The following is a 14798-nucleotide window of genomic DNA, read 5'->3' as shown; positions in this document are numbered from 1 at the left end:
CACTACGCATAAAGTAACTTGTTCTTTACTGAAATTGCTTGCTTGAATGTTTTCTCAGTGACGACGAAATGATATTCGTTTGAGCAGGATAATTTTTGATCGTTACTCAACAAAATTTGTAGACAGCATTAGGATGCTTGGTGAATTATGGTAATGCAACCTCATTGTCTGATGGGTTGGGATCGGGCAGGTAACACCAGGGATCGAGAATCGCAACAGCAGGTTTTTGATTTATCTCAATCGTCAACCTGGTGATGCCATTGGTAAGGTGATGTTGCTGCAGGTACAGTGGTTTTGTATGGGTGTCCCATTGTGGGGAAGGTTGCGCAAACAAACCTATCGTGACCATTTCATCCACCCGCTGTGCCTGCAGCTTTCCATTGACCTGCGCAGCTTTGACCAGCTTCACTTCCAATTCCACTTTATAGCGGCCCCCGGATAAGGTATCAACACGTTTCAGGGTAAGTTGATTGTCGTATTCAGTCACCTTTTCCAGTAGACTTTCGATCTGTGCGACCTCCATTGTGCTGGCGCCTGTCTTCAATTCCTTTATCAGGTCGGTGGTCAGCGCGCACTGGTTGGGATAACCATGTTTTGCGAGGAGGTTTTGCAAAGCACGGTTCATGCGTTCCTCACCCAGCATTTCCTGGATGGCATACATGGCCAATCCGCCTTTTTGATAATATACGTACAATTGATGTGAACGGAAGGGGGGCAGCTCCTGTTCACTGCTCTGGTTGCGCAAGGCGAAGTAAAGATTGTTGTCGGCCTGCAATAAACGGCGGAGGTAAGGTTTCCCAAAGCGTTTTTCGGTCGCCATATACTCGGTGTATTTGGCCAGCGATTCTGTGAGCATGGCTCGTCCCGGGGCAGATTGGGGAGCGAGTGCATTGGCCCACCATTGGTGCCCCACCTCATGAGCCGTGATGGCATAAATATTATTGAAACGGGAGCTGTCGGTAAGGTCGCTCATGAAATTGAGTCGTTCGGCACTGAACAATACCCCGGGATAGGCCGTTGCAGCACCAGGATAGCGTGCTATAGCAGCAAGCGTGAGCTGTTTAAAAGGATAGGGACCCCAGTGCGCCTGTCCATAGTCTAAAGCGTCTTTCATAGCCTGTTCCAGTACAGGCAAGTTGGCTTGCTGCCCCGGTTGATAGTACAGGTTGAGTGCAATACCCTTGTGGGTCGATTGCTTTTTGGCATAGACGGCGGAGCTCAAGGCAAACATAAAGGCGATCGGCCGTGGCGCTTTGTAATGGTAGAAGCGGCGCCCTTTATCATCCCATTCTTTCTGCAGGGTGCCTGCTGTAACTACCTGCTGCCCGGTTTCTGTGGATATCTCCGTTTCAAAATCGACGAAATGATAATTGCTGTCGCTGGCCGTTGCAGGCGCCGGCGGCTGCAATCCCAATTGTTTACGTGCCTGTTCATCTGCTACTTCGTACCGGTCATTGTAGCCCAACCGGGGCAGGTATTTTTCCAATTCAATATAGGTTCCATTGCCGGCAATCGAGTGTTCTGCATTGAATGGGGTAAAGCCGGATTGCGTTACCTCCGTACCGAATTGTATGGTCGTGGTGTCGCCGGGTAACAGCGGTTGCTTTAATTGGTAGAAAGCCTGTTTGAATTCCACATCGTTGCTGCGCTGCGTAGCCTGTGGAATGGAGTAAGTAACAGTAGTTACTTCGGGATCGATACCCAGCCAAAGCGTAGTTAAGGTAGCTGCACTTTCATTTCTCAATAGATAAGAACCTTGCACGGTATATCTGCCTTGCGAAGGGTATAATTGTACCTGCAGTTTTACGGAGGTAATGTAAGGCTGCGTTACAGAGTCGATTGCCCGGTACTTTTTCTCATAGGCCGCCTGCCAGTCGAGCTTGTTTTGATTACCTCGTGCAGTGCTTACCCGGGGCGTTTGTTGGTAAATGTAGAAACCTGTAGAGAACCAGACGATCATGAACACCACGAGGGCTACCAGGCCGGGAGTTTTCCACCGCTGGCCAATACGCAGCACGCGCTGCCACAAACTGGTGAAGGCGCCTCCCTGCCACAAGCCTGCGCCCAGCAGGGCCAGGATACCCGCAAAGGCAGTCCAGTACAGGAGGTGCCAGTGAACGGCGTTCGCTACTTCACCAAATCCATTCATGTATGTGTATTCCATGGATGGCAAGGCTGCATAACGCACCAGCATGCTGTCGAGCCCCAGGCGCCGGCCAAAGAGGATAATGGCCACCACCACCATACTTAATAGTATACCCAGGTATTTGTTGCCAGCCAGGGTTTGAATGAACACGATCAGCACTGCAAACAGGAAAAGCGGCCAGCCACTATAATAAAACAGGGAACCATACAACAGCCAGTCGATATGTGTATATCCATGGAACCATTGAAAGCCGATGCCAACGGCAATATTGGTGGTGATCAGTACAGCGATCAAAACACCCAGGGTAGCGCATTTGGCGCCCCAGATCACGGCGTTGGGTACCGGTGTGCTGAACACAAGCCCCTGCATATTGGCGCCGCGTTCGCGGCTAATGAGTTCGCCGGCGTAGAACAGGAGTAACAAAAGAGCCGGTCGCATCGACAACAGGTAATCGACGATATAGCCGGTGGCTGCGTAGAATTTGATATTATAAGGACCATGCAGGATGGTTTCCTTCATATCGATCGTGAACAGGAAAGCCCACAGCGCCAGCATCACCAGAAAGGGAATGTGTTTGAACACAGAAAGTGTTTCCAGCTTAAGTTGTGATCGGAAAGTCTGGAACCCATACTTAAATCCGGTTGCATAGGTTTTCACCGTACGATAGGGCATAAGGGCGATGGCCGGCGAACCGGTGGTCCGTTGTTTACCGGCAGCCGCCACCGGCAAGCGGAAGCGGAAGAAGCGATAGCTGAGGTATAATACAACAGCAGCCAATGCTGTCCAAACGATGCGGTTGATGAGGAAGGGACCGGCCAGGGGAAATAGTTGATGATTGCGGGCCTCCACCGGCCAGCTCCGCGTGATACCAAAGAAAGAGGTAATGCCAAATGGATCGAGCAGGTGGGGCAGCAGGCCGTATTCATGCGTCTTCAAAGAGGAATTGGCCATCAGGGGCGAATTGCCCAGTATAGAACCAATAAAGTAAAGCATGAACAACATAACGCCCGTGACATAAACAGCTCTTACCTGGCGGGTTAGGACCGCCACACCAAAGATCACGCTGCTGCAAAAGAGAATATTGGGCCACCCGAATACCAGTAAGGGTTGTACAAAGTTTTGCAGGTGAAAGGCACCCAATTCTTCGGGACGGGCTTGCATAGTACCAATATAGATACCAGCCACGCCGATGGTCAGTATAAAGAACACTGCCAGCAAAAATCCCGCCAGCCGGGTACCGAAGTAAGTAATGCGGCGCAGGGTAGTGGTAAACAGCAGGCTGTTGAAATCATACGTGGTATCCCGCAGTACCACGTTGGCGCAGAAGAGGGTACTCACAAAGATCGCGAACAAGCTAAGCATGCAGGTAATATAAGCGATCACATAAGGTGCGTTGCGGTGCAGTTCACTGCTGCCGAAATTGCCCTGTGCGATCAGGATACCCAACGCAAGGAATAAAATGGCTGCAATGATGAATGTTATCTGGCGCGCATGGTATTTCAGTTCAAAGACCAATAAATGCTTTAACATACGCCTGCCTCCTTTTTGTTTCGCTGCTGACCAAAAAGCGCCGTGAAATACACCGCAGAAAGATCGGGCGCCAGTTCTTCAAATCCTGCACCGGGCCGGTCGTTTGAAAACACCAGCACCTGCAGTTGACCGCCGGTCATGCGGGTGGAGATCACCGGCAACGATTGTTGATATTGCGGTAAGGCTGCTTTCCCGATAGACTTTTGCCAGATCCTGCCTTCCAAAGCCTGCGTGAGGACAGCTGGTTTGCCCTGTAATACGAGCCTGCCGCCCGAAAGTATACCCATCTCCGGACATAGATCATGCACATCTTCTACGATATGCGTGGAGAGGATCACCACCACCTGCTCGCCGATCTCGCACAGCAGATCATGAAAGCGGTTGCGCTCCAACGGGTCGAGGCCTGCCGTTGGTTCATCCACGATGATGAGCTGTGGATTACCCAGCAAAGCCTGCGCAATGCCGAAGCGTTGACGCATGCCGCCGGAAAAGGTGCTCACTGCCTGTTTACGCACCGCATACAGGTTCGTTTGTTGCAGCAGAGCTGCCACCTGTTCCTTGCGTGCAGCAGCATCCGTAATGCCTTTGAGGATGGCCAGGTGATGGAGCAGGTCCAGCGCCGAGATCTTCGGATACACCCCAAAGTCCTGCGGCAGGTAGCCCAGCTTGCTGCGCAATTGCTGCGGGTCTTTGAAGATATCCTGGCCATCGAAGAACACCTGTCCGCTATCAGGCGGCTGCAGGGTGGCCAGGGTGCGCATGAGCGATGATTTGCCGGCGCCGTTGGGGCCCAGCAATCCGAACATGCCATTGGAGATATTCAGTGTTACCCGGTCGAGGGCCTGCACGCCGTTCTTGTATTGCTTGGATAAGTTGTGTATCTGTAGTCGTTGCATAGTGTTTGTTTGTTGCCCTGCGCCGTGGCCACAGGGCTAATTGACTGCAATGTAGCCGGCGCACCAGGGCGGGTAAACTAAAGATGACCAGGGTGGGGAAGGGCGTGACCAACAGGTGCCGGATCGTGATATCAGGAAACGGCGACTTACATCATTGAAACCGGTACGTTCATCATTATTATTTGCGGGTAAAGGACCGTACCTGTTCTTTTACGCTTATTTGTGATTATGAAGCGATGGATCGATCGGATATACTCCCTGTTGAAGCGGCATTCGGCGCCCCTGCTGTTCCTGGGCCTGTACAGCTGGGTGGTCATTAACCAAATGGAAGAAATTCAGCGGGCAACATGGGTCATCTACCTGCGCAACATGCTGGGGTTGGTCGTTCTTCTATTGCCGGTGCTGTACTTTGAATGGCACAAAACCAATTGGAAACAACGATGGCCGGCCAGGAAGTATTGGTTGTGCTGGCTGGTGTTATTTGGACTATATCTGCCGTTTTGGCTCTATGGATGGAGCATGATTACGCAACCCGGCTGGTGGCTTACGCGTGAGATCATGCTGTCGGCCATGTTCAGCATCATCCTGGAGCTGGTGCTGGTCATCAATGATTTTCTGCAGCAAAGCGGCCGCCAGTGGAAATGGGTTCAACGCCTGAGCCTCGAAAGGTCTATCCTTCTTTGTATCGTGTTGGTGTCCGTCATCCTCTCGGTGATGGCAGTGTCGAGCATGAACGATCCGCGGTACGATTACGACAACCGCCTGCTATTGGGCTTTGAATTCAACGCCAGCAAAGTGATCACGCATATACATGTGTTCCTGGCGTATTTTTTACAGTTCCTGTTTCTGTACGCCTGTGGCTATTTTTTCTTCTTCCTCAACAACCGTATCCTGGTGCCGGTGATATTGAAGCAACAAGGTGTTGTACTATATTGTCTTACCGGACTCGCCATTGTAGGCGTTCTATATCCCGTGATCGGACAAATGCTGGCCTGGCTGCCCCTCAACAAAAGGCTGGGTTACATCTTTTCGGAGAATCCTTTTCGTTTCGAAAATGGATTTGGAGCAGTGATGGTCCTGTTGGTGAGCTGGCCGGTGGTAATGGCCCTGCAATGGTCGCGCCAAAACCAAACCATTACCGCCCTGGAAAAAGAGAAAGCAGAAGCCGAGCTCGATCTGCTGCACCAGCAACTCAATCCGCATTTCTTCTTCAATACACTTAACAACCTGTACGCATTAAGTCTCTCGCAGGCCAAAGAAACGCCCGACACCATTTTGCGGTTGTCGGAGCTGATGCGTTATACGATCTACAAAGCGAAAGAGCCGGTAGTGGCGCTCAGCGACGAGGTCAAATACCTGGAGGATTATATCGACTTGCAGCAAATGCGTTTAAAACGTACCCCCGATATCCGGTTCGAGCAATCGATACAGGCCCAGGCGCCACCCGTGGCGCCCCTGTTGTTTATTGTATTGGTCGAAAACGCTTTCAAACATGGCATAGAGCCGGCCGCGGAAAGGGCTTTCCTGCACCTGTCGCTCAAAGTGAAAGGCGACCGCCTGCAGTTTGTATGCGTCAATTCGCTGGAGCCGGCCGATCAACCCGTTGCCGGTATCGGACTAAAGAACCTGCAGCGCCGCCTGCAATTACTGTATCCCGGCAAACACCGGTTGATTACCGTACAGGAAAATCATACATTTAAGGCTGAACTGGAGCTTGATCTATCATGAAACTACGTTGTTTGATCGTCGATGATGAGCCGCTGGCACACCAGGTCATCCTCAAATACATGGAGGATGTGCCATTCCTTGAGCTGGCGGGACAGTGCTACCTGGCTACCGAAGCCCTGTCGTTCCTGAATGCGCATTCGGTAGACCTGATCTTTCTCGACATCCGCATGCCTAAATTCAACGGACTCGAACTGCTGCGTACCCTGCCACATCGCCCCATGGTGATCATTACATCGGCGTATGAGGAACATGCACTCGAAAGTTTTGAGCTGGAAGTGATCGATTACCTGCTGAAGCCATTTCGTTTCGACCGCTTTCTGAAAGCTGCCAACCGGGCCCTCGCTACCCATACACTGCGGAAGCAGGCTACAGAAGCGGTTATAGCAACACCGGTTGCTTCAACGCCGGTTACCGAGCCGGGGCGCATCTACATCAAATCTGATAAGAAACAGATCCAGCTGGAGCTGGATGAAGTATATTACCTCGAGAGCGTGGGCAACTACGTAAAAGTATGGGGCGCCGAAAAGTTCGTGATGACGGCGCGTACACTCAGTAGCTTTGAAGAACAGTTGCCGCCTGATGTTTTTGTTCGCATCCACAAGTCGTATATGCTCAATAAAAAATTCGTTCACTACATAGAAGGCAATACCATCCGGTTGAAGAATGGAAAGGAATTGCCCGTGGGAAAAAGTTACAAGCAGATAGTCAAAGACCTGTGAAAAGAGAACGCAGTAATAGATACGATACTCAAAAAAAGCCATCGACCGCAAGGGAAGATGGCTTTGGTGTGTATACCCGGGAACGATAATAAGATTGCTTACAGTTTGCGCGGACCAATAGCTGGTTCGTCCGATGGAGTGGCTGAAAACTTGGAAGCCGCGGGCCTTGCAGCCCTGCCCAGCAAACGGTCGGAGAAGATCCGGGCAAAGGTGTACAGCGATTGCATCGGGTTGGCGCCCACCGAAGTGGGGAACATGCTGCTATCCATCAGGTACAGGTTGGGAATTTCTTTGCCGGTATTCACATTCCAGATGCGTTGGCCGGGCGATGCTACCGAATTAGTGGCCGCCGTACCCAGTTTGTTGGTGGCCTGCAAATGGGCGGAGGTCAGTATGGTGCGGTTGGGCAAAAAGTGAAGGTTCTTTTCTACCAGCTCGGCCTGTTTGATGTCGGTAAGGTAAACGCCCTTCATCGGATCGAAATTCGACTGATTAAGTACATTCTCGTTGGTGGGGATGATCACTTGTTTGGCCCCGGCCAGGAACATCATTCGGATGGCCAATCCCACCCCGATGCGGAACCGTTGTTTGTCGCTATCGCTGAGCGCGTAGTTAACGACAACATTGCCCTGTCCATCGAGTGCTACATAATTGTTATCAGAAGGCGTATCGACCAGCATTACCCCAAAACCTACTGAGTTGTTGAACTGAATGAGTTTATTGTATACTTCAACACCCGAGCCCGGTATCAGGATAGCGCCATAGGCAGGCAGGGCACCCATGGTTTCAAAGATGAAACCCGGACTTACCCCAAATGCTTCGAGGTAGGTAGCGCTGTCGAGCCCTTCGAGCAGGTTGATCCGTTCATCCATCACACCGATGAGCGGGAAGGAGGGGTGCATGATCAACCCTTTTCCCACCCGCGGATTCTTCACTGCTGATTGTGTTTTCGCAGTATTGAGCAGGATCTTTGCCGATCCGATGGTGCCGGCAGACAGGATCACATTGTCGGCCGCAACCTTCACGATGGTGCCGGGTGCAATATTGAACTGATAGGGATCAACGATGGTATTGCCGGCCGGGTTGTCTGCTCCTGCCCAGGGAGCAAGGGCTTGCAGCAGGGCGCCGGTTACTTTTACACTGCCATCGGTGCCGGTGGAGGCAAAGGTCAATTGTTGCACAGCCATATCGGGCAGCACGGCCAATGGGTTATTCTTGTCGAGGGCGGCAGGCAATATCAATTCTCGCGCAGCATCCCGTTTTTGCGTTACGGGTGAGGGAGAGAGGAACTCCGGAAAGCGGTTGAGGTGATACAGCGAAGGATCAACGCCCAGTCTGTTGGCGCCATCCCATAGGGCCTTATTGTCGCGGTTCAGTTCGCTTTGCGAAACCGTGCGGGTACCGATGGCATTGCGCACCCATTGATAGGCTGCCGCCACGCGTGCCTGCGTATAGTATTGCCCATCGAGCCAGCCATTTTCGATCCATTGGGCAACACGCGCCTGTATGGTCGATTCAAGTGGCGAGAAGGCAAGATCGATATTGACGGTAGAGCCGCCACCCATGGCCTGCCCGCTGCGCAGGATCACGCTGTTGTCGATCGTTGTAGCAGCATCGTTGTTGAACATCAGCCGTGAGTAGCTCATGGTATCCATCGATCCCCACACCACCCAGGGCCCTTGCTCTATCAGCAGCACTTTCTTACCGGCCTGTTGCAGCTCATGGGCCATCGCTGCTCCGGCTGGCCCGCTGCCGATGATGAGGTAATCGATACTGCCCGTTTTAGCCTTGAGCAGTTTGGCGCCGGCATCGTAGGTGAGCCAGGTAGCCGGGAAAACTGGTTTGTTGATCTGCGAATAAACGACCGGGTTGGTGACAAAAGTAGTAGGCGCCTGGATGCCCGTAAGTGGCACAGCCAGTGGTAGGTCCCAGATGGCGGAGAGAAAGGCTTCCCGCACCATCATGGCCACCTGCGTGGAGAAGGGGCCAGCGGTACCGGTAAAGAAAAAGCTCAGTACCTGCGTCACCTGGTCGCGCGTGAGGCCACCCATGCCCAAAGGATTGCTGATAAATCGCTGGATGGCGGCATTGTTCGATTGCTTGAGGGCCGGGTAAAAAGGCAACTGCGTCGGATTGGCAAGGGCCGTCAGTAAAGCCAGGAAAGCGGGATTCTTTGCGTTGATATAAGCCCAGAAGCCATTCTGCACCTGCTGCGAAATGGTGGTGATCGATGCCAATGCATTGGGTGGTATGGGCAGGGCGCTGATGGGGAACCATACATCGTAGAGCACTGCGTAGGTTGCCTGAACGGCGCTGATGCCCGCTTTGGTTGCTGCTTTAGGCGCTGCTTTGGCAGCTGCCACTTTCTTTTTAGCTGATTTTGCCATGGTATGTTTAGTTTTGGATATGTTCAGGTTGCGCGAGGGCATAGGCCGTCTAACGCTTACATAAAGCGGGTAGGGTGCACAAGCCAATGCCTGTGCTGTCGACACAATGTTGACTACTGGTTGGAGTAATTGCTACAATAATCGGAGTGTTGCCGTAGAGGGTAGTAACGGGTACTATCAGGCAATTTACAACAAAATACGGGCGTACTTCTACGGGAAATGGGGCGTTGAATTACCGGATTGGTAAAATCTTTCTTTCATGAATAGGTTTCAAACGATCTTCCTCCTCCGGCTGGCCGTGGCCATTATCCTGCTGATGCACAGCATTCCCGGGATATTCAATAACGGTATCAACGACTTTGGTAAACTGTACCTCAACGAGGTAGGCTTTAAGCCCCTGGGGCTGCCCATTGCCTGGGCCATCAAGCTATCGCACATCGTTTGTGCGGTTTGTTTCCTGCTGAATAAGTTTGTGCGGCCTGCCGGGTGGATCACCTTGTTTATTCTTGTAGTCGGCATCATTATGGTTCATTACCCCGAAGGCTGGTATGTGGTAGGCGGGGGGCGCAATGGGGTAGAGTTCAATTTCCTGCTGATCTGCGTAATTGTTTTCCTCATGTACCCGGGCGGGTATACCGGTAAAACAAGGTAAGCTATTTACAGGTTGCCGATCTTTTTCCGGATAGTCTGTTCTTCGGCTTCTGTTCGCGCAAGTGCGAGGGCCCGGTCAAGATAATCCTTCGCTTTGGTGCGGTCGTGATCGCTATAGAGATCCCCCAGTAACAGAAAATAGAAAAGATGATCGTCGAACGTAAGTTTTTCAGTTTCGATGATGGCCGCTTGTTTACCCCATACTTTCGAAAATGCGAAGGTGCGGTTAAGGGCCGCGATAGGGGTATAAGCTATTTGCAACAGGCGGTTGTACAACTGCAGAATGTGTTCCCATTTTTCGGTGTTGCTGGCCGGTTGTGTATTCCAGTAAGCGATGCCTGCTTCAAGGTGGTAACGCGTAAGCGTATCACCGCCCGTTGCCCGGTGTAGAAAGTATCCGCCTTTGGCAATGAGGTCGGTGTTCCAACGACCGGTATCCTGGTCATCGTATAAGACAAGTTCACCACTCTGGGTAGTGCGGGCATCGAAACGGGAAGCATGAAAGCACATGAGGGCCAGCAAGGCATTGACGGCCGGCCGGTTGGTGCGTTCCTGCTCTATCAGCATTGTACATAAGCGCATGGCCTCAAAGCACAATTCTTTGCGCAGGGGCTGGTGTTCGCCCGATGAATAATATCCTTCATTGAAAAGCAGGTAGATCGTGTTGAGCACCGTATTGAGCCGGGCATCTATATCTGCATCGGGCGGCAGTTCGATGGCTATTTTTTCGGCCCTGAGTTTTTCACGCGCCCGGTAGAGCCGCTTGTTGATGGTTTCCCGGTTGGTCAAAAAAGCATGTGCGATCTCATCGATGCCAAAACCGCAAAGAATGCGCAGGGATAAACCGATCTGCGCTTCAGGTGGTATAGATGGATGGCAGATGGCAAACATCATCTGCAACTGGCTGTCGAGGATATTTTGGAGCGACAGGTCAATGTCATCATATTCCGGCAAGGCGGCCACGCGAAGGTCGGGCGCTACTTTACTGTCAAAAGTGCGTTGGCGCTGCAGTTGATTGATGGCCTTGTTCTTCGCCACCTGGTAAAGCCAGGCCACGGGATTGGCTGGCGGGCCATGGATGCCCCAGGTTTGTGCTGCTGTTAGAAATGTTTCACTGGCCAGGTCTTCGGCCGTCGCCATTTCATCGAACCCGAAATGGCGATACAGCACCGATACGATCTTACGGTATTCGGTGCGGAATAAATGTGGTATGAGTGTTTGCTGGTCCATGGTGGATGAGCAGTGTGGTGCGGTCAGGCGTCTTTGTTGTGCACACTGACGATCTTTCTTACCTCCACACTATTGCCATCGCCCTGCAGGATAGGGCAGGCGCGCGCCATGGCCACCGCTTCGTCGAAGCTGGCTGCCTTTACCACGATAAAACCCGCCAGTGATTCCTTGATCTCTGCATAAGGCCCATCTGTTACCACCTCATTACCCTTTACTACTTTGCCTTCGGTAGAAAGGCCGGTACCGCCGGCGAATTTGTTTTGCGCCGCGATGCCGCTCACCCAGGCATGGTATTGCTGCATATAGACCTGCATTTGCTCAGGCGATGGTTGCGCGTCTTTGGTGATGAGGTCGAGCCGCATCAGCAATAAATATTCTTCCATATAGTTGTGTTTGAGGGAAGGCTGTTGCCCCGGGGGCAACAGCCTCTGTGTAAATGTAACTTAGTTTTTCAAGGGTTCATACGTGAGCAGTACCACGCCGCTGTTGAAAACGCGGTGACTGGTCAGTTGCAGATTGAGGGGATGCTCCAGTCCCTGCAATATCGTAGTGCCCTGTGCCAGGGCTACCGGGTCGATCATGAACTGGTATACATCAATTAGTCCGGCACCGGCCAATTGGGTCAGGATGCTGCCGCTGCCCAGCAGGGTAATGTCGTTGGCAGACTCCTGTTTCAATTGCCTGATGCCAGGCAGCAGGTCGTTCATGATGCGGGTATTTTGCCAACTGGCTTTTTTCAGGCTGCGCGATACCACGATCTTCTGCGATTCATTCATGCCTTTGGCCACGCCCGGCATGGCTGCTTTCGCTTGTGCGGTAGGCCACCAGCTGGCCATCATGTCGTAGGTGGTGCGGCCAAAGAGCAGTATGCTGCCCGATTGGGCGCCCTCGCTGGCAAACTCACTTTCTTCGCCGCCATGGCGGTGCCAGCTGGTATCTTCATCGGGTCCTTTGTAGAAACCATTGAGCGTAAGGAACTGGAAAGTGGATAATCGGCTCATTGTTATAACTTTTGTGTGGTGGAATAATGTATTACCACTTCATAACAAATGAGGTGCCTGCGATTGGACAGCCAGCCGCCACAATTTTTCCGGTTTTCAATAAGTACCCACTTTCAGGGGTGTTTCCTCAAAAATGGATTGCAGGCGGCGGGACCATTGTGTCAGGGCAGCTTCCTGTTCGGCAGGCGCCAGGCGGGCAGGGCCATACACTACATGAGGATCCAACACCGTAAAACCGGTGAAACCAAAAATGCCGCGGTGCACTGGTTTCAACATATTGTACATATCGCCATTGAACCCGCCTTTTTCGTAAGCACCGGCGTCGCCACCGGTGGTTAAGCTCAGCAAGGCCTTTTTACCGGCGAATACCCCTTGTTCGTACAGCTTGTCTTTCCCGTAAAAGCGACCCATGGCAAACACACGATCCACCCAACCTTTGAGGATGCCGGGCAGGCTAAACCACCATAACGGGAACTGCCAGATCATGAGGTCGCACCATTCCACTTTTTGCTGCTCACTATCGATATCGGGGGCAAAGCCCTGGGTGGCCGTAGCATGCAGTTCTTCCAGTTGTTGCTTGAAGAAGGCAGGGTTTTCACGTTGAATGAAATTGGCGCTGTCGGAAACCGGATTAAAGCGCATGGCGTACAGGTTGGAGGTCTTTACAGTATGCCCTGCAGCGCGCAGTGTTTCAACGGCAGTATTGAACAGGGCGCTGTTCATGCTCTGTGGTTCAGGATGCGCAAGGATGATCAAAACTTTCATAATTACCCCCGATTTTAATAAGGGGGCAACAAAACTACCAGCCCGGTGGTTACAAAGGAACAGTGCCGCCGGTTGTGTGCAGCACACAAAATTGTAAGTAATGGCAAAACGAAAGATAACCTCCACCAATTCCATCAACCGGGATAACCTCATCGATTTTTGCGGAATGGTCTACGCGGTAGACCTGTTGGGTGGCCGCTGGAAGCTGCTCATTTTGTATAAACTGGAGCAACGGATATTGCGCTTCAGTGAACTGAAGAAGAAATTGCCTGGCATCAGCGATCGTATGCTCACGCTGCATTTACAGGAGCTCGAGCAACATGGGTTGCTGATAAGGACCGTATATGCTGAAGTGCCTCCGCGCGTAGATTACCAGCTTACCGATAGCGCGCGCTTACTGATACCCATCTGGCAACAGCTCGAGCAATGGGGCTTGCAGCACCGGTCGGTGATGGAACAGGTGGAAGCGGAGCCGGTAGAAGAAGCTGGAAACAGGAATTAGTCATGGCAGGTTGTATACATGACGCGTAATCAGGCGGTAGCTGAGGTGGAAAAATTGAACGAGGGTTCGCCCGAGACGACATCAGGCCGTAGCGGGAATGGAGAACGTGAAGGTGAGGCCTCCCTGGCTGTTTTTGCCGATCTTCATTTGCTGCTGGTAGATCTTCTCCAGGCGGAGGGCGGTATTGCGTAAGCCCACTCCTTTGCCTTCCATCAGCCACTCCACAGGGCCAATATAGCGGGCGCCAGTATTGCTGATGCTGATCTGGATCCTTCCTGCTACGGGCTGACAATGCACACTGATCTGCCCCCCGTCGATGCTGGGACCAATGCCATGGATCACGGCATTTTCCACCAGGGGTTGCAACAACATAGGCGCAATGCGGGCGCCGAGCACGTCCTGCGCAGCGGTGATGTTGATCTGCAACCGGTCGGCAAACCGTTCCTTTTCCAGTTCCAGGTAGGTTTGAATGAACCTGAGCTCATCAGCCAGTAATACTTCGTCTTCTTTGGTAGCCTGTAGCGCATAGCGGAAGGTGTCGGCCAGTTTGGCGATCAGCTCGCGGGTCTCTTCCTGTTGCGGCGGAATAGAGGCATTGATACGGTTGAGGGTATTGAAGAGGAAATGAGGTTGGATCTGTGCTTTCAACACCTGTACGTCGCCTTGGTTGGCAAGGCGTTTCCATTCCTGGGCCCTGGCTCTATGGGCGATGGAACGGGCCCGGAAGTTCCAGAGATGAAAGCCTGCCAGTGCAATGCAATACAACAATACGATCAGGAAGAGAAAGTTGAAAGCACCGGCGGTGTGATTGGTCAGCGTGGCCTGACCAAAAAAATTGGTGATCACCAGGATCCAGCTGGTTGAAAAGAGTACCAGGGTAATGCTATGTACAATGAATTGCGTGTGCAGTTTCTGGCGGCGAAAGAGGTGTATGCTTAACCACCAGCATGAAGCGACCAGCAATATCCTGATGAGCAGGTCGGTGGTGCCGGTAAAGAGATCATCGGTTGAGGTGCAGGTGTTGAAAAGCAAAACTGCCACAAACAACACACTGAAGGCTTCTGCAGTATGCAGCAACCAGGTGGTCGTTGTTTTCCGGGTTAAAAGGTGGCTTACTATTTTCTTTTCAAGTAATATCATAGCACACAAAAAATCTGCTACAAAACTATCTTTCGGTGGGCTCAATATTTGCAGAACAAATACCTGTATTTGAAATTGAGTACTAGTACTTAGCCTGCGTGCG

Annotated in this window: 12 protein-coding genes; 4 read left to right on the top strand and 8 right to left on the bottom strand. The window is 52.0% G+C overall.

Annotation, left to right across the window (positions count from 1 at the left end; genetic code table 11):
• Positions 1–145 precede the first annotated feature (145 nt).
• Both P2H89_RS12065 and P2H89_RS12060 read right to left on the bottom strand, forming a co-directional pair.
• On the bottom strand, positions 146–3676 hold the full coding sequence (locus P2H89_RS12065) for a M1 family aminopeptidase (RefSeq protein WP_275827021.1): 3531 nt from the start codon (positions 3674–3676) through the stop codon (positions 146–148).
• Positions 3670–4572 carry an ABC transporter ATP-binding protein gene (locus P2H89_RS12060; RefSeq protein ID WP_275827019.1) on the bottom strand — a complete coding sequence of 301 codons (903 nt, stop codon included), beginning with the start codon at positions 4570–4572 and terminating at the stop codon, positions 3670–3672. Before P2H89_RS12060 ends, P2H89_RS12065 begins: the two co-directional genes overlap by 7 nt.
• Before the next feature lie 228 nt (positions 4573–4800).
• Between P2H89_RS12060 and P2H89_RS12055 the strand changes: the two genes are divergently transcribed.
• Together P2H89_RS12055 and P2H89_RS12050 are read left to right on the top strand one after the other, a co-directional pair.
• Positions 4801–6300: a sensor histidine kinase gene (locus P2H89_RS12055; protein WP_275827017.1), complete on the top strand. Its 1500-nt coding sequence runs from the start codon at positions 4801–4803 to the stop codon at positions 6298–6300.
• Entirely contained in the window at positions 6297–7019 is a 723-nt protein-coding gene (locus P2H89_RS12050; RefSeq protein ID WP_275827015.1) for a LytTR family DNA-binding domain-containing protein, read from the top strand. The genes P2H89_RS12055 and P2H89_RS12050 overlap by 4 nt, the downstream gene beginning before the upstream one ends.
• Positions 7020–7117: 98 nt before the next feature.
• On the opposite strand, the gene P2H89_RS12045 is transcribed toward P2H89_RS12050, so the two are convergent.
• Positions 7118–9406: a GMC oxidoreductase gene (locus P2H89_RS12045; protein WP_275827013.1), complete on the bottom strand. Its 2289-nt coding sequence runs from the start codon at positions 9404–9406 to the stop codon at positions 7118–7120.
• A 259-nt stretch (positions 9407–9665) separates the two neighbouring features.
• On the opposite strand from P2H89_RS12045, the gene P2H89_RS12040 reads away from it, so the two are divergent.
• Entirely contained in the window at positions 9666–10058 is a 393-nt protein-coding gene (locus P2H89_RS12040) for a DoxX family protein (protein WP_275827011.1), read from the top strand.
• 5 nt (positions 10059–10063) lie between these two features.
• Here P2H89_RS12040 and P2H89_RS12035 read toward each other — a convergent pair whose 3' ends face one another.
• From P2H89_RS12035 to P2H89_RS12020, 4 genes are all read right to left on the bottom strand, one after another.
• On the bottom strand, positions 10064–11287 hold the full coding sequence (locus tag P2H89_RS12035; protein WP_275827009.1) for a sigma-70 family RNA polymerase sigma factor: 1224 nt from the start codon (positions 11285–11287) through the stop codon (positions 10064–10066).
• A 23-nt stretch (positions 11288–11310) separates the two neighbouring features.
• Positions 11311–11670 (bottom strand): YciI family protein, encoded by a 360-nt coding sequence (locus P2H89_RS12030; RefSeq protein ID WP_275827007.1) that lies wholly within the window; start codon positions 11668–11670, stop codon positions 11311–11313.
• 60 nt (positions 11671–11730) lie between these two features.
• Positions 11731–12288, bottom strand: coding sequence for a dihydrofolate reductase family protein (locus P2H89_RS12025; RefSeq protein ID WP_275827005.1), 558 nt, complete (start codon positions 12286–12288; stop codon positions 11731–11733).
• 96 nt (positions 12289–12384) lie between these two features.
• A complete protein-coding gene (locus P2H89_RS12020; RefSeq protein ID WP_275827003.1) occupies positions 12385–13053 on the bottom strand; it encodes an NAD(P)H-dependent oxidoreductase in 669 nt (222 codons plus the stop codon).
• A gap of 100 nt (positions 13054–13153) precedes the next feature.
• Here P2H89_RS12020 and P2H89_RS12015 point away from each other — a divergent pair, with 100 nt between their 5' ends.
• Entirely contained in the window at positions 13154–13555 is a 402-nt protein-coding gene (locus P2H89_RS12015) for a helix-turn-helix domain-containing protein (protein WP_275827001.1), read from the top strand.
• A gap of 81 nt (positions 13556–13636) precedes the next feature.
• Here P2H89_RS12015 and P2H89_RS12010 read toward each other — a convergent pair whose 3' ends face one another.
• Positions 13637–14695 carry a histidine kinase gene (locus P2H89_RS12010; RefSeq protein WP_275827000.1) on the bottom strand — a complete coding sequence of 353 codons (1059 nt, stop codon included), beginning with the start codon at positions 14693–14695 and terminating at the stop codon, positions 13637–13639.
• Positions 14696–14798: the final 103 nt, after the last annotated feature.

Origin of the sequence: Paraflavitalea sp. CAU 1676 (assembly GCF_029223285.1) — a bacterium.
Taxonomy (GTDB): Bacteria; Bacteroidota; Bacteroidia; order Chitinophagales; family Chitinophagaceae; genus Paraflavitalea.
The sequence above is the reverse complement of the archived record's forward strand: the minus strand, read 5'-3'. Positions and strand labels throughout refer to the sequence as shown.